13 protein-coding genes are annotated in these 16039 nt (G+C 37.6%); 12 read left to right on the forward strand and 1 reads right to left on the reverse strand.

Annotation, left to right across the window (positions count from 1 at the left end; all coding sequences use genetic code 11):
- Positions 1-328: 328 nt before the first annotated feature.
- The 7 genes from RV17_RS07100 to RV17_RS07130 all read left to right on the forward strand — a co-directional run bounded on the left by RV17_RS07100 (position 329) and on the right by RV17_RS07130 (position 10505).
- Positions 329-1657: a Y-family DNA polymerase gene (locus RV17_RS07100; protein WP_071868858.1), complete on the forward strand. Its 1329-nt coding sequence runs from the start codon at positions 329-331 to the stop codon at positions 1655-1657.
- Positions 1650-2000: a hypothetical protein gene (locus tag RV17_RS07105; RefSeq protein ID WP_071868859.1), complete on the forward strand. Its 351-nt coding sequence runs from the start codon at positions 1650-1652 to the stop codon at positions 1998-2000. The genes RV17_RS07100 and RV17_RS07105 overlap by 8 nt, the downstream gene beginning before the upstream one ends.
- Before the next feature lie 416 nt (positions 2001-2416).
- Complete coding sequence (locus RV17_RS07110) at positions 2417-3856, forward strand: glycoside hydrolase family 1 protein (RefSeq protein ID WP_071868860.1); 1440 nt, start codon at positions 2417-2419, stop codon at positions 3854-3856.
- 259 nt (positions 3857-4115) lie between these two features.
- The gene (locus tag RV17_RS07115; RefSeq protein ID WP_071868861.1) at positions 4116-6563 is read left to right on the forward strand and encodes a DNA translocase FtsK; all 2448 of its coding nucleotides are present in this window, start codon (positions 4116-4118) and stop codon (positions 6561-6563) included.
- Between the two features lie 189 nt (positions 6564-6752).
- Positions 6753-7829: a dual-specificity RNA methyltransferase RlmN gene (gene rlmN / locus RV17_RS07120; protein ID WP_071868862.1), complete on the forward strand. Its 1077-nt coding sequence runs from the start codon at positions 6753-6755 to the stop codon at positions 7827-7829.
- Positions 7830-7974: 145 nt separating this feature from the next.
- On the forward strand, positions 7975-8520 hold the full coding sequence (aac(6'), locus tag RV17_RS07125) for an aminoglycoside N-acetyltransferase AAC(6')-Ii (protein ID WP_067482595.1): 546 nt from the start codon (positions 7975-7977) through the stop codon (positions 8518-8520).
- 320 nt (positions 8521-8840) lie between these two features.
- Positions 8841-10505, forward strand: a complete 1665-nt coding sequence (locus tag RV17_RS07130) for a peptide ABC transporter substrate-binding protein (RefSeq protein WP_071868863.1) — start codon at positions 8841-8843, stop codon at positions 10503-10505.
- Positions 10506-10588: 83 nt separating this feature from the next.
- Here the strand turns inward: RV17_RS07130 and RV17_RS07135 are convergent, their stop codons facing one another.
- Entirely contained in the window at positions 10589-10933 is a 345-nt protein-coding gene (locus tag RV17_RS07135) for a DUF3899 domain-containing protein (protein ID WP_067482591.1), read from the reverse strand.
- Between the two features lie 84 nt (positions 10934-11017).
- On the opposite strand from RV17_RS07135, the gene opp3b reads away from it, so the two are divergent.
- From opp3b to RV17_RS07160, 5 genes are read left to right on the forward strand one after another with little or no spacing between them, the layout of a single operon-like run.
- Entirely contained in the window at positions 11018-11959 is a 942-nt protein-coding gene (gene opp3b / locus RV17_RS07140; RefSeq protein WP_067482589.1) for an oligopeptide ABC transporter permease, read from the forward strand.
- Complete coding sequence (locus RV17_RS07145) at positions 11960-13003, forward strand: ABC transporter permease (RefSeq protein ID WP_071868864.1); 1044 nt, start codon at positions 11960-11962, stop codon at positions 13001-13003. It abuts the gene before it with no gap.
- 5 nt (positions 13004-13008) lie between these two features.
- Positions 13009-14085 carry an ABC transporter ATP-binding protein gene (locus RV17_RS07150; RefSeq protein WP_067482585.1) on the forward strand — a complete coding sequence of 359 codons (1077 nt, stop codon included), beginning with the start codon at positions 13009-13011 and terminating at the stop codon, positions 14083-14085.
- Positions 14060-15013 carry an ABC transporter ATP-binding protein gene (locus RV17_RS07155; RefSeq protein ID WP_067482583.1) on the forward strand — a complete coding sequence of 318 codons (954 nt, stop codon included), beginning with the start codon at positions 14060-14062 and terminating at the stop codon, positions 15011-15013. The genes RV17_RS07150 and RV17_RS07155 overlap by 26 nt, the downstream gene beginning before the upstream one ends.
- Before the next feature lie 13 nt (positions 15014-15026).
- Positions 15027-16037: an RNA-guided endonuclease TnpB family protein gene (locus RV17_RS07160; protein WP_067482581.1), complete on the forward strand. Its 1011-nt coding sequence runs from the start codon at positions 15027-15029 to the stop codon at positions 16035-16037.
- Positions 16038-16039: the final 2 nt, after the last annotated feature.

The following is a 16039-nucleotide window of genomic DNA, read 5'->3' on the forward strand; positions in this document are numbered from 1 at the left end:
TGGATAAAACGAACACATCCACCAAAAGCACCAACTGATATGCATAAACCAGTTTCAAGCATTTCGGTAACACATTTAGCTATACTTTTTGAAAAAAAGAGGGTCTTGGAAACAAAGTGTGAAGAAAAGTTTTGATTCGTTAGAAATTTTGTCATTTTATTTTCGAAACTAAAAAAGGATTTTTTGTTTGGCAAAGACTATACACGAAAAAGAAAAATCAATCTGGAACCCTTTCTTTCCTGTGTTCTTTTTTGAAAAACTTGGAACAATCAGTTTACAAAGGGAACGTATGTTTGTATAATGAGGGCGTGAAGTGAGGTGTAACGACGTGTTAGACTATTCAAATGAACCAGTGAATGACTATTTCATGATTGATATAAAGAGTTTCTATGCCTCAGTTGAATGTGTTGAACGTGGACTGGATCCCTTAGCAACAGAACTGGTTGTAATGAGCCAAGCTGACAATACTGGTTCAGGACTTATTTTGGCTTCATCACCGATGGCTAAGAAACATTACGGAATCTCCAATGTAAGTCGTCCAAGAGATCTGCCTTCGCCTTTTCCTGATAGCCTAGTTATTGCCGCACCTAGAATGAATTTATACATCAAGAGAAACATGGAAGTGAATGATATTTTTAGGCAGTATGTAACTGATGAAGATTTGTTAATCTATTCAATTGATGAATCTATTTTGAAAGTCACTAAGTCGATGAAGTTATTTACGACAGAAGGAAAAAGTCGGAGTAAGCAGCGAAAACAATTAGCTAGAAAAATTCAACGGCATGTTTATCAGAAAATGGGTTTGATCGCAACTGTTGGAATTGGGGACAATCCCTTGCTTGCGAAACTGGCATTAGACAACGAAGCCAAAAAAAATAACGGGTTTATCGCTGAATGGACATATCAAGATATCTCTAAGAAAGTTTGGAACATAGCAGAAATGACCGATTTTTGGGGGATTGGTTCACGAACGAAAAAAAGATTACATCAGATGGGCATTATGTCCATCGAAAATTTAGCTAATTGGAAACCTGATTTACTTAAGAATAAATTTGGTGTGATAGGTCTGCAATTATATTTTCATGCAAATGGTATAGATCGAACCGATATCGCAGTTGCGCCACCACCAACCAAAGAAAAAAGCTATGGCAATTCTCAAATATTACCAAGAGATTATACTAGAAGAAATGAGATTGAGATTGTCGTGAAAGAAATGGCTGAGCAAGTAGCCATTAGAATTCGAAAGCACGGCTGTAAAACAAGTTGTATTCATGTAGGTATTGGCACATCTATATTAGAAGAGAAAGAAGGCTTTTCTCGCCAAATGAAAATACCTTTGACTGATAATACGAAACAGCTACAAATGTATTGCGTGTATTTATTTAATAAATTTTATAATGGTCAAGAAGTTCGCAAAGTCTCCATCTCCTATAGCAAGTTAGTTTATACAGAGTCGATGCAATTGGATTTGTTTAGCAATCCAGAAAAACAAATCAAAGAGGAAAATTTGGATCGAATTATTGATAAAATTCGAGAAAAATATGGTTTTAGCTCAATTGTTCATGCATCTTCTTATCTTGAAGGTGCAAGAAGTATTGACCGAAGTCATTTGGTTGGTGGACACGCTGGTGGAAATGGAGGAATCAATCATGGTTGATTATGAAGATCGTGGAATAATCAAGTGGCAAGGGATGTATTTGTCTGACCATACTGAAAAAATTGCTTGCCAAGCGAAAGAAAAAAGGACAATCAATTTGGCAAAGGTGAAAATGACAAACGAAGAAATCGCTCGAGTCTTAAACAAAGCAATCATCAAAAATAAAGCAGTCGCGATCCAAAAAGAAGAAATAGATGTGGAAGGTCACTATTCTGATGAACTTATCGGACAGATTGATGGTCATGATGAATTAGGGATTTACATTCATTCAAATAAAGTGAATTATGACGAGATCAGGCATGTCGAATTATATACCCCAAAAAAATGGAGTGCGTTAGACTAGGTTTATTTTTGAAAGAATTCGAAAGCCTAGCCATGGTCAGAATATTCTTTCCTGAGTAAGTAAAGCTGTGATTGCTGAAGAAGTATTTTATTTATGAAAGAAGTTGAAAAATAGTTTTGAATTTTTTTCAATCGATTTAAAATAACCTATTATGGTAAGCAATGAAAACAAGCAAATAATGGCTATTTTCACACTGAAGCTCATTGATTTGATTATTCCTGAAATTGAATTTTTACTAGGGATATTTTATTACTACACAAATTATTTGTTTGAATCAGCCTTAATGCCAATAAAACTGAAACACTATCCTTATTTTAAAATGTCTAGTCTTTTTCGATAAAACTCTTTGAACTGAAAGGGGTTTCGTGTTATTCTAAGGTTGTAAGGATTGAATGAAGGAAGAGAGGAAGTAGACAATGGAACATCAAACATTAACTTCATTTCCAAATGATTTTTTATGGGGATCTGCCTCAGCTGCTTACCAAGTCGAAGGTGCTTGGCAAGAAGATGGTAAAGGAGAATCTGTCTGGGATCGGTTTGTCCGAATTCCGGGTAAAACATTTAAAGGTACCAATGGTGATTTAGCGGTCGATCATTATCATCGCTTTCAAGAAGATATTGCTTTAATGAAGGAACAGGGATTGAAAGCTTATCGTTTTTCAATTGCCTGGACTCGAATTTTCCCAACAGGTCGCGGGGAAGTCAATCAAGCTGGGTTAGCCTTTTATCAGGAACTAGTAGACGAGTTGATTAAAAACGACATTGAACCAATGGTTACTTTGTATCATTGGGACTTGCCACAAGCATTGCAAGATGAATACAATGGGTGGGAATCACGCCAAATTATTGAAGACTTTACGAAGTATGCTGAAACTTTATTTGAAGCTTTTCGTGGAAAAGTTCATTATTGGATTAGTTTAAATGAGCAAAATGTCTTCACTTCATTAGGCTACTTACTGGCTGTTCATCCACCAGGTGTAACCGATCCAAAAAGAATGTATGCAGTGAATCACATCGCGAATTTAGCGAATGCTTCTGTAATCAATAAATTCCATGAATTAAAAATGCCAGGAAAAATTGGTCCAAGTTTTGCGTATACGCCAAATTATCCAATCAATAGCGATCCAAAAAATATTTTGGCTGCTGAAAATGCCGAAGATTTAATGGCAAATTATTGGATGGACGTCTACATGTGGGGCAAGTATCCAATTGCTGCAATGAAGTTTTTAGAGGAGCAAGGTTGGGCACCAACGATTGAAGCGGGCGATGAAGAACTGCTAGAATCAGCAAAGCCTGACTTTTTAGGTATCAATTATTATCAGACAGCAACGAATGCATTTAACCCCTTAGATGGCGTTGGCGCAGGTAAAATGAACACAACTGGTAAAAAAGGTTCTTCTGAAGAAACCGGTGTACCGGGAATGTACAAAAAAGTTGAAAATCCTTTTGTGGAACGCACAAATTGGGACTGGGAAATCGATCCAGAAGGGTTAAGAATTGCTCTTCGTCGAATTACCAGCCGTTATCGAACACCTATTTTGATTACCGAAAATGGATTAGGTGAATATGATAAGTTAACTGACGACAAAAAAATCCATGATGAGTATCGAATTAATTATTTGGCGAGTCATGTGAAAGCCATCAAAGAAGCAATCTCTGATGGTGCGACGGTTTTAGGTTACTGCACATGGTCCTATACAGATTTGTTAAGTTGGTTGAATGGCTACCAAAAACGTTATGGCTTTGTTTATGTGGATCAAGATGAAACACAAGAAGGATCGCTTGAACGTTACAAAAAAGACAGCTATTATTGGTATCAATCAGTCATTAAAGAAAATGGCGAATCAATCGAATAATAAAAAATGAAGTCGAAAAGTTGAAACGATAGCTACGTAGCTGTTGTTTCAACTTTTTTGCGAGCAAAAGTTTAACTGAAAAATTCATTCTTGATAATAAAAAAATAAAGCATTCACTTCTTCCATTGTTATAATCAAATTTCTTTCGCATTTTTATGAAAAAATGACGAAATGAAAAGAAAGAGACGAGTTCTTTGAAACAAAACTTTAGTTCCCTTCTTTTTTTTTGTATAATGGGGAATGAAATGAGGGATAAATAATGGCGCAGAAAAAACGTCCTGCAAAGAAAAAGAAAAAGACGAAAAAGCAAAAGCAGCAACAAGAGCAACTCTTGACGATTTTTGTCGGTTTTGCACTGATTTTATTTGCTGCATTTGGTTTTTTAAGATTAGGGTTCTTAGGAACTTTAGTTGCTAATGGTTTTCGAATCTTTGCAGGTAACACTTATCCAATTCTTTGTTTGTTATTAGCCATCACAGGATTCTGGATCATTATCAAGAATACGGAATTAAAGATTGGCAAACCTCGACGTTTGGTAGGAGGTATTTTCTTTTATTTAGGAATATTACTTTTCTTCCACGCTCATTTATTTGGGAAGCTCCACAGCGGAGAACCGAATATTCTTGGCACTACTTGGGATTTATTAGCAAGTGATATTAAGCAAAGTCAAGTCAGTAGTAATGTAGGTGGTGGGATGGTTGGAGCACTGTTGTATCATTTCACTTACTTTTTGATTGCTCAACCAGGTAGCTATCTGGTCGCTGTTTTACTATTGGTTGTCGGCGCGTTTTTATTTAGCAATCTTGAAGGGTATCAATTACTGGAGGGCATCCAAACATTAGGGGAGAGACTGCAAGGATTGTTGGAAGGTGACCCAGCAAAACAAGCAAAAAAACAAGCTGAAAAAGCAGAGAGAAAAGAACAACGAGCACAAGCAAGAGAAGCAAAACGTTTGGCTGCTCAAGAAGCAGCTGAGGCAGAAATCGCCGAAATGGAAAAAAATCGGGAACGTCAACAAACAAGAAACGACGAACCAGATGAATTACCAGCGACAGAAACAAACGAACCGAGTTTTGTGCCAATCAATAGCTTCCAAGAACAAATGCAGACGAAGCCACCGATTGAACATACACCTACACAAACAACGTTGCCGATTGATGCGCATGAAGGGCTTGAAGAAGAAGAAGTTCCTGAAGATGACGGCTCTGTTTTAGAGTTTGAGATTGCCGCTGAAGAAGAAAATCATGCGTATGAATTACCGTCTGTTGATTTGCTCGATTCGATTCCAGCAGTGGACCAAAGTGATGAGTATAAGAAAATCGAAAAAAATATTGGTGTGCTAGAACAAACTTTCCAAAGTTTTGGCGTAGATGCCAAAGTAGTGAAAGCGAGTCTTGGTCCTTCCGTTACGAAATTCGAAGTACAGCCTGCCGTTGGTGTAAAGGTAAGCAAAATTGTTAACTTAACTGATGATATTGCCTTAGCTTTGGCAGCAAAAGATGTGCGGATGGAAGCGCCAATTCCAGGTAAATCTTTGATTGGGATTGAGGTTCCTAATGGCAAAATCAGTATGGTTTCGTTTAGAGAAGTAATTGAAGCACAGCCAAAACATCCGGATAAACTTTTGGAAGTACCATTAGGTCGTGATGTTTCTGGTCGCGTACAAACAGCTGATTTAAGCAAAATGCCTCACTTACTTGTGGCAGGTTCCACCGGTAGTGGGAAGTCTGTTGCAATCAATGGTATTATCACAAGTATCTTGATGCAGGCAAAACCACATGAGGTCAAATTAATGATGATTGATCCGAAAATGGTTGAGTTGAATATGTACAATGGGATTCCGCATCTTTTAACGCCCGTTGTAACAAATCCAAGAAAAGCAGCACAAGCTTTACAAAAAGTTGTTCAAGAAATGGAAGAACGTTACGAAAAATTTGCCGCTACAGGAGTCAGAAATATTTCTGGGTACAATGAATTTGTACAACAAAAGAATTTAGAAGATGGCACGAAGCATCCGACATTACCGTTTATTGTGGTAATCGTTGATGAATTAGCAGACTTGATGATGGTTGCCAGTAATGAAGTTGAGGATGCAATCATTCGTTTGGCACAAATGGCTCGGGCTGCTGGGATCCATATGATTCTAGCAACACAACGCCCTAGTGTGGATGTTATCACAGGGATTATCAAAGCTAATGTTCCTTCGCGAATGGCTTTTGCAGTTTCTAGTGGGACTGACTCTCGTACGATCATTGATTCAAATGGGGCAGAAAAATTACTTGGACGTGGTGATATGCTCTTCTTACCAATGGGAGAAAATAAACCAATCCGTGTTCAAGGCGCCTTCATCTCTGATCATGAAGTCGAACGCGTCGTAAGTTTTGTAACAGCACAACAAGAAGCACGTTATGAAGAAAAAATGATGCCAACAGATGAGGTCGAGACCACTGGTACTCCAGAACAACCACAAGATGAGTTATATGAAGAAGCGAAAGCTTTGGTTGTTGAGATGCAAACGGCAAGTATTTCTTTATTGCAAAGAAGATTTAGAATTGGCTACAATCGTGCAGCACGTCTAGTAGATGAACTAGAAACGCATGGTGTGGTAGGCCCCTCAGAAGGAAGCAAGCCAAGAAAAGTCTTTATTGAGCAATTAGAAGATTCAATGAATGATTTACCAGAAGGACAGCCAGAGGATCATCTATAATTAATAGAAACAAAAAATTATATGTGTGTAAAAAAAACAGCCAACACAGAGAATACTCCGTGCTGGCTGTTTTTTTAGTTGGACTTCACTACGAAAGAACAAGTGAAGGATCTCGCAAACTTTCTTGCATTCCCAGATAGAATCAGTTATAGTATGTAGCGAAACTTTGAGAAAAAGAGGGAAATAATTTTGGAAAAAACGTCCATTTATGGCTTGACGAATGAAGAACTAACAAATTGGTTTATCAACAATGGCGAAAAGAAATTCCGTGCAGCCCAAGTTTGGGAATGGCTTTATCAAAAACGGGTAACAGCGTTTTCAGAAATGACCAATTTATCAAAAAATTTGATTGAAAAACTAACAGAAAACTTTGTGATTAATCCATTAAGACAAATGGTTGTGCAAGAAGCAGCTGACGGAACAGTCAAATATTTATTTGAATTACCGGATAAGAATATGATTGAGACTGTCTTGATGCGTCAAGAGTATGGTCTGTCCGTTTGTGTTACAACTCAGGTTGGCTGTAATATTGGCTGTACCTTCTGTGCTAGCGGATTACTGAAAAAAAATCGTGATTTAACTGCAGGAGAAATCGTTGCTCAAATCATGATGGTTCAACATTATTTTGATGAACGCGGAGAAGGTGAACGAGTATCTCACGTTGTTGTAATGGGGATTGGTGAACCATTTGATAACTATGATAACGTGATGGATTTCTTGCATATTATCAACGATGCGAAAGGTCTAGCAATCGGGGCACGTCACATCACTGTGTCAACGAGTGGCTTAGCAAATAAAATCAAAGAATTTGCCGATAATGGGCTGCAAGTAAACTTAGCAATCTCCTTACATGCATCCAATAATGAAGTTCGTACGTCAATCATGCGAATCAATCGAAGCTTTCCAATCGAAAAATTGATGGAAGCAGTCGATGAATACCTTGAGAAAACGAATCGTCGAATCACGTTTGAATACATTATGTTGAACAACGTGAATGATCAGCCAGAACACGCACAGCAGTTAGCAGATTTGTTACAAGATAAGAAAAAATTAGCATATGTCAATCTGATTCCATACAACCCAGTAAGTGAACATGACCAGTATTCACGTAGCCCTAAGGCAGATGTTTTGAAATTTTATGATGTCTTGAAGAAAAATGGGGTCAACTGTGTCGTTCGTAAAGAACACGGGACAGATATTGATGCAGCTTGTGGTCAATTGCGTAGCAAGCAGATGAAGAAAGAGAAAAAAGTAGCAAGTAAGTAAGAAACCGCTGTTTATTATTAGAAGACGTGACTTGTTCACGTCTTCTTTTTTATCTAAAATGATCGATCATTTTTTAAACGTCAAGAAGAAATCTTTGGGTTTTTCCACAATCATTGCTAAAATAAGTTGGAACGGGGGGAAACAAATGATTATTACTGAATTCGATCGTGACGATCTCGATCTGCGAGACCAACTTGCAGATTTATTGAGATTAACTTGGCCAGAAGAATATGGTACTGATGCGACAAAAGAAGTTGACCAGTTGATGGAACCAGATCGCATTGCTGTTTCTGCCTTAGATGGAGATACGCTGATTGGTTTTGTTGGAGCGATTCCTCAATACCGATTGACAGGCTGGGAATTGCATCCCTTAGTAGTAGAGAGCACTCGAAGGAGAAATCAAATTGGTACCAGACTTGTGACATACCTAGAAAAAGAAGTAACATCAAAAGGTGGAATCACGATGTACTTAGGTACAGATGATCTGGATCATGGAACAACGTTAAGTTATGAGAATTTATTTGAGCATACTTTTGATAAAGCAAAAGCCATTCAAAATTTGAAGAGTCATCCTTATGAGTTTTATGAGAAAATGGGGTATCAAATTGTTGGCGTGATTCCAGATGCAAATGGCTGGAATAAGCCTGATATTTGGATGGCAAAAGGTCTTGTGCCAAGACCAACCACATAAAAAGAAGAAAAAATGAGAAAGAGCCGTGCAAGAAAATGACTTGTACGGCTCTTTTTTTGAGCAAAAACCGAACATTGAACCCTTTTTTTAAGAAATCAAATCTTTTTTACGTATTATTTTATTGAAAACAAAAAATTGTTATTTTCTTTATAAATAAAGGGAATTTTCTGAAAAATCTAACGAAAAATACTGATTAAAGAGATTATTTTAAGAAAAAAGAGAAAAAAGTAGTTGCTTTTTTAATAATTATTCATTAAACTCTTAAACAACTTCAGAAATATTTAATTATTCTGAAAATTCCGATAAAAGGGGTACGAAAGATGAAAAAGAAAGTAACTTTTGGTTTTGTTGCGGTTTGTGGCCTTGTCCTTGCTGGCTGTTATGGTGGCAGCTCAGATACAGGGAGCAGTAATACAAAAAGCAGTGGTTCTGCTAGTGGAGGCGGCGTATTTAATTTAGTTGTACCTCAAGAAATGCCAACAGCTGATTTATCTGTTGCGACAGATACAATTAGTTTTACAGCGTTGAACAACGTATATGAAGGAATTTATCGTCTTGATAAAGATAGTAAACCACAACCTGCAGGTGCAAGTGAGTTGGCAGACGTCAGCGAAGATGGTTTAACTTATAAAATCAAATTACGTGAAGATGCAAAATGGTCGAACGGTGAACCAGTAACAGCAGCAGATTATGTTTATGGCTGGCAACGTACGGTTGATCCAAAAACAGCATCTGAATATGCGTATCTATTTGAACCAGTTGCTAATGCAGCAGACATCACAGCTGGTAAAAAAGATAAATCAGAGTTAGGCATCAAAGCGAATGGTGATCACGAATTAGAAATCACACTAACAAAACAAACACCTTATTTCCAATATTTACTCGCTTTCCCATCTTTCTTCCCGCAAAGTCAAGCTGTTGTTGAAGAAAACGGTGATGCTTATGCTTCAGCAAGTGACAAAGCAGTATACAATGGTCCATTCACATTAGAAGACTTTGATGGTCCAGGAACGGATACAGAATGGACATACAAGAAAAATGATGAATACTGGGATAAGAACGAAGTGAAATTATCAGAAGTCAAAGTCAGTGTAGTAAAAGAATCTTCTACTTCATTGAATCTCTTTAAAGATGGTCAAGCAGATGATGTTATTTTATCAGGTGAGTTAGCACAACAAAATGCAAATGATCCAGCGTATACATCTGTGAAAGAAGCTCGTACAAGTTATATCGAGTTTAACCAACGTGAAGAAGACTCTCCATTCAACAATGCTGATTTGCGAAAAGCGATTTCTTACTCAATCAATCGCGATGCATTAGTAAAACAAGTTATGGGGGATGGCTCGGTTGCATCAACTGGCTTAATTCCAGCAGACATGACAAAAAATCCTGATACAAACGAAGACTTTGCCAAAGAAGCTGGTGATTTAGTTTCTTATGATAAAGACAAAGCAAAAGAACATTGGGAAAAAGCGAAGAAAGAGCTAGGTATTGATTCACTCGAATTTGAGTTGATGGCATCAGATGATGACTCAACGAAAAAAGTAATTGAATATATCCAAAACTCAATTCAAGAAAATTTAGATGGTGTGAAAGTTAAACCAGTTCCAGTACCGTTCTCTGTTCGTTTGGATCGTTCATCATCAGGTGATTTTGACACAGTATTAGGTGGTTGGGGTGCTGACTACGCAGATCCAAGTAGCTTTACTGATCTGTTCGTAACAGGAAACTCTTATAACCGTGGACAATGGAGTAATGAAGAGTATGACAAAGTAGTGAAAGCATCTTCTTCAACTGATGCCGGCGATGAAAAAGCGCGTTGGGATGATTTGCAAGAAGCAAACAAAATCATTGCTGATGATATGGGTGTAGCACCAGTTTACCAAAAGGCTGAAGGTCATTTAGTTAATGAAAAAGTTAAAGGAATCGTGCATCACGCAGCTGGGGCTTCATGGGATTACAAGTGGACATATATCGAAGAATAACCACTTTTATTCGTTAACAATTGAAGATGAGAAAAAACAGGGTAGGTCATTGATCCAACGACACACCCTGTTCTCATCAACAATTATAAAAGAGCGAATAGCATGAAGAGAATTGAAAAAATAAGTAAAATCCCGGCAATAATCAGCCAAAAGCTGTACATACCATGGCTGGCAGATGAAAGCAGCGAGAACTCTGGTTTTTTCTTCCGGTTTCTTGTTCGAGCTAGGTGAATCGATCGTTGAAAATGATCAAAGAAACCCGAGGAAAAAACCCATAAAAATCCGCCGATAATCAAAAACGGCAACGCGCATAAGAAAGAATCATTTGATAATTGTAGAAAAGTTAATTGATTGGTTAAAAAATTTTTTATCAAAATGAGGACCATCAACAAAATGGAAATGGCATAGGGAAGATACTTTTTGTTCATTTTTTTGCTCCTTTATCAGTGGGTTCATTACTTAATAATGTAGCGAAACATTTGTCAGAAGTCAAAAGCTAGGGGGAAACATCTGTGAATAGTTATATCAAATATGTTTTAAAACGTGTCTTCTTCATGATGATCACGCTGTGGCTGATTGCCACCATCACTTTTTTCTTAATGCAGTTATTACCAGGAACACCTTATACCAATCAGGAACGCTTGAGTCCTGAAACGATTGAAATGTTGAATAAACAAGTAGGTTTAGATAAGCCGGTCCTTGTTCAATATGGCATTTATCTTTCTAATCTACTTCAAGGTGACTTTGGTATTTCTTTCCAATTTAAAAACCAACCTGTGGCTAATTTATTAGCAGGCAGAATTGGACCTTCTTTACAGTTAGGTTTACAAGCAATTATTGTTGGGACATTTGTTGGAACGATTTTAGGAACGATTTCCGCAATGAAGCAAAACACTTGGGTCGACAGTTCGTCAACCTTGATTGCAATCTTAGGACGTTCGATTCCTAACTTTGTGTTTGCGGTATTGCTTCAATATGTGTTTGCAATGAAATTACACATTTTACCAATCGCAAAATGGGATGGATTCGCTTATACCATTTTACCGACAATCGCTTTAGCGATGTCCCCGCTTGCCGATTCCGCCCGCTTTATTCGAACCGAAATGGTTGAAGTTCTTCATAGTGATTATGTTGAATTAGCTAGAGCAAAAGGGCTAAGTCGTTGGGAAATTGCCTTTAAACATGGCTTAAGAAACAGTTTGATTCCATTGATGACTTTATTAGGACCACTGGCAGTTGCTTTGATGACTGGTTCATTAGTGGTTGAAAATATTTTTGCCATTCCTGGAATCGGGGAACAATTTGTTAAATCAATTACCACAAATGACTATCCGACAATCATGGCTGTGACAATTCTTTATTCATTTATGTTGATTTTTGTCATCTTAGTCGTTGATTTATTGTATGGATTAGTTGATCCAAGAATTCGTGTTTCTGAAGGGAGTCGAGGATAGATGGAAATGGTACCAAAACGCTATGAAACAGTTGCGGAGATTCCTGCAGACGAGTTTCTTCCTTTACAAAAAAATACCGAAGCTGAGCGTGAACAGATTTCTGCTCCTTCGCTGAATTTCTTACAAGATTCTTGGCGTCGATTGAAGAAAAATAAAGCGGCAGTGGTTTCAATGCTCTTACTAACGACGATTATTTTGATTTCAATCGTGACAATTTTTGTTTCACCGCATAATCCGACTGCACAAAATGTTGATTATATCAACTTACCGCCACGTATTCCTGGTATCAGTATTGATGGTCTAAACGGAAAAGCGATGGTTGGTGGCGAGTTAGTCGATAAATATGCACAGGCAAATGTTCCAGCAAATGTGAACTTTCTTTTGGGAACAGATGGCCTAGGTCGTGATGTGCTGAGTCGCTTGTTTATGGGCACGAGAATCTCTCTATTAATTGCATTTATCGCAGCTATTCTAGACGTGACGATTGGTGTTGCTTATGGATTGGTTTCTGGTCTTTTAGGTGGACGTGTAGATAATGCAATGCAACGCTTTTTGGAAATCTTATCTGGGATTCCTAACTTAGTTGTAATGATTTTGATGCTGGTTGTATTTGAGCCAGGAATTTTTTCAATCGTAGCAGCGATGGCAATCACGAACTGGATTCCAATGGCACGGATTGTTCGTGCACAGACATTGAAATTGAAAGATCAAGAATATGTTTTAGCTGGTTTGACTTTGGGTGAATCAAAGTTGAAAATCGCGTTCAAACATATCTTACCGAATATCTCAAGTGTGATTATTATTCAAATGATGTTTAGTATCCCATCAGCTATTTTCTTCGAAGCATTCCTAAGTTTCATCGGGCTAGGTTTAACACCACCGTCTGCTTCATTAGGAACAATGCTAAGTGATGGCTACAAAACATTCTTATATCTGCCATATCTATTATGGATTCCGGCAGCAACTTTATCGGTTATCATGATTGGCTTTAACTTATTAGCTGATGGATTACGTGATGCCTTCGATCCTAAAATGAAAGAGTGAGAATTATGACGAAAATTTTAGAAGTGAAAGATTTAGAAATTTCTTTTGACACTTATGCTGGTAAAGTTCGAGCAATTCGCGGTGTTAATTTTCACTTGAATAAAGGAGAAACTTTGGCAATCGTTGGTGAATCTGGGAGTGGAAAATCTGTTACAACTCGGAGTATCATGCGACTTCTGTCAAGTAATGCCAACATTGACGCTGGTCAGATCCTATTTAAAGGAGAAGACATTGTTAACAAATCCGAAAAAGAAATGCAAAAAATTCGCGGAAAAGAAATTGCGATGATTTTCCAAGATCCAATGACATCGTTAGATCCAACGATGACGATTGGAAAGCAAGTAGCGGAATCTTTACGCAAACATAATAAAGTATCAAAAAAAGATGGCGAAAAAGCAGCGCTAGACCTACTAAATTTAGTTGGGATTCCAGAAGCTGAAAAACGAATCAAAAGCTACCCACATCAGTTTTCAGGTGGGCAGCGTCAACGGATCGTGATTGCGATTGCTTTGATTTGTTATCCAGAAATCTTGATTGCAGATGAACCAACAACCGCGTTAGACGTAACAATCCAAGCACAAATTTTAGAATTACTCAAAGAAATTCAAACAAAAATTGATACATCAATTATTTTTATTACCCATGACCTTGGTGTAGTGGCAAATGTCGCTGACCGAGTGGCTGTTATGTATGGTGGGAAAATCATCGAAGTAGGAACTTCGGAAGAAATTTTTTATAATCCACAACATCCTTATACTTGGGGATTACTTGGTTCAATGCCGACGTTGGAAAGTACAAGCAAACAGCTTTATGCGATTCCTGGTTCACCTCCAGATTTGTTGAATCCACCAAAAGGAGACGCATTTTATCCACGTAATGAATATGCTTTGAAAATCGATGCAGAGCAAGAGCCACCATTTTTTGAATTATCTGCAACACACAAAGCAGCAACTTGGTTATTAGCACCACAAGCACCAAAAGTTCTGCCGCCAGAAGAAATTCAACGTCGTTGGGCAATTTTTAAAGAAAAACAAGGGAGCCAAGGGGGAATAGTGGATGAAAAAAAAGCTACTCGAGGTTAAAGGTCTAAAACAATATTTCAACATTGGCAAAAAAAATGAAGTGCATGCGGTTAATGACATCAGTTTTCACATTTATGAAGGGGAAACGTTTGGATTAGTTGGTGAATCTGGGAGTGGAAAGTCGACGACCGGTCGGACAATCATTCGTTTAAATGAGCCAACTGGTGGCGAAATTTTATTTGATGGACAAGATGTGACAAAAATCAAAGGAAAAAAAGAAATGACGAAATTTCGTCATGAAGTCCAAATGATTTTTCAAGATCCATACGCATCCTTAAATCCGAGAATGAAAGTTCGTGACATTATTGCAGAAGGTATTGATGTGAACGGCTTAGCGAAGTCGCCACAGGAGCGTGCGCAAAAAGTCGATGATTTATTAAAAACAGTTGGGTTAAACCCGAGTCACGGAACGCGCTATCCCCATGAATTTTCAGGTGGACAACGTCAACGGATTGGCATTGCTCGAGCGTTAGCAGTCAATCCACGTTTTGTTATTTGTGATGAGCCTATTTCTGCACTAGATGTGTCCATTCAGGCTCAAGTAGTAAATTTATTACAAGACTTACAAGAAGAACAGAATTTAACTTACTTATTTATTGCCCATGATTTATCAATGGTGAAACACATTAGCGATCGCATTGGCGTTATGCACAATGGCTTGTTGTTAGAGATGGGAACAAGTGACGAAATTTATAACTTTGGTGTTCATCCATACACCGAAAGTTTGTTGTCTGCTATTCCATTACCAGATCCAGACCATGAGAGACAGCGCCGTCGAATCAAATACCAGCCAGAACCAGATGATAATCAAGTACGTACATTAAGAGAAATTGCACCAGAACATTTTGTGTACGCAACAGAACAAGAAGTTGCCTACTATGCGAAAAAATTGCAACGAAAAAAAGAAAACTTACTCGTAGCAAACTAGGGGGTAAGTGCTAATGCTCAAAGCCTTTAAATTCCGGATGTATCCCACCGATGAACAAAAAAAGTGGTTAATTCAAAATTTTGGTTGTGTTCGGTTCACCTATAATCATTTATTACTTTCACGACAAGAAACTTACAAGCAACTAGGTGTGATTGATTATTCGTTGACACCGGCTGCTTTGAAAAAACGTTATTCGTTTTTAAAAGAGGCGGATAGTTTGGCATTAGCCAATGCTCAGTTGAATTTGGATCGTGCGTTTCGCAATTATTTTAAAGGACGAGCCAGCTTTCCAAAGTTGAAAAGTAAGAAGAGTATGTGGCAATCTTATACCACAAATAACCAAGGACACACCATTTATTTAGAAGGAAATCAATTAAAATTACCAAAGCAAAAAAAGTTGTTCAACGTGCATGTCCACCGGCCAATCGAAGGAACAATTCGTTCAGCTACGATTTCTTCACGATATAATGAAGAGTTTTATGTTTCATTTTTATGTGAAGTTCCGCTGAATAAAAGACAGAAAACCAATGAATGGGTGGGAATCGCGTATTGCCCCAAAGGCTTAGTCGAAACTTCGCAGAAAATTGAGGTTGTTGCACCTAAACTTTTGGTGACAAATCAAAAAATCGCTGTAGCAGAAAGAAAATTGAGTATTCGAGCAAAAGCAGCTCAACAACGAAAAAAGGCTTTAGAACGAGCAAAAAATTATCAAAAGCAAAAAAGAAAAGTGCTAAATCTGTATCAAAAACAAAAATATCAACGGGAAGACTACTTAGAACAGCTTTCTGCTATTCTGGTGAATAAATTTGATTATTTGTTTATTGAATCATTACCAGATGAAAAGCTTGCTTCTGATTTTTCAGTGCAAGACTGGCACAAGCTGTTGACCAAATTGAGGTATAAAGCAGAATGGTATCAAAAAACTTTTATTTTGATTAATACACAAGATATCCACAGTCATTCTGCACAAGAAAAGAGTCGGCTGTTGGAACGAATTGGGAAACAATTACTTTTTGATGTCTAAAC

This window comes from Enterococcus thailandicus (assembly GCF_001886265.1).
Lineage (GTDB): Bacteria > Bacillota > Bacilli > Lactobacillales > Enterococcaceae > Enterococcus_B > Enterococcus_B thailandicus.

What these genes read in the sequence shown, in the direction of transcription:
- RV17_RS07145 (WP_071868864.1), top strand. Translation starts at nt 11,960, where the DNA reads ATGGAAATGGTACCAAAACGCTATGAAACAGTTGCGGAGATTCCTGCA.
- RV17_RS07130 (WP_071868863.1), top strand. Translation starts at nt 8,841, where the DNA reads ATGAAAAAGAAAGTAACTTTTGGTTTTGTTGCGGTTTGTGGCCTTGTC.
- RV17_RS07115 (WP_071868861.1), top strand. Translation starts at nt 4,116, where the DNA reads ATGGCGCAGAAAAAACGTCCTGCAAAGAAAAAGAAAAAGACGAAAAAG.
- RV17_RS07135 (WP_067482591.1), bottom strand. Translation starts at nt 10,933, where the DNA reads ATGAACAAAAAGTATCTTCCCTATGCCATTTCCATTTTGTTGATGGTC.
- RV17_RS07110 (WP_071868860.1), top strand. Translation starts at nt 2,417, where the DNA reads ATGGAACATCAAACATTAACTTCATTTCCAAATGATTTTTTATGGGGA.
- RV17_RS07150 (WP_067482585.1), top strand. Translation starts at nt 13,009, where the DNA reads ATGACGAAAATTTTAGAAGTGAAAGATTTAGAAATTTCTTTTGACACT.
- RV17_RS07160 (WP_067482581.1), top strand. Translation starts at nt 15,027, where the DNA reads ATGCTCAAAGCCTTTAAATTCCGGATGTATCCCACCGATGAACAAAAA.
- RV17_RS07155 (WP_067482583.1), top strand. Translation starts at nt 14,060, where the DNA reads ATGAAAAAAAAGCTACTCGAGGTTAAAGGTCTAAAACAATATTTCAAC.
- RV17_RS07105 (WP_071868859.1), top strand. Translation starts at nt 1,650, where the DNA reads ATGGTTGATTATGAAGATCGTGGAATAATCAAGTGGCAAGGGATGTAT.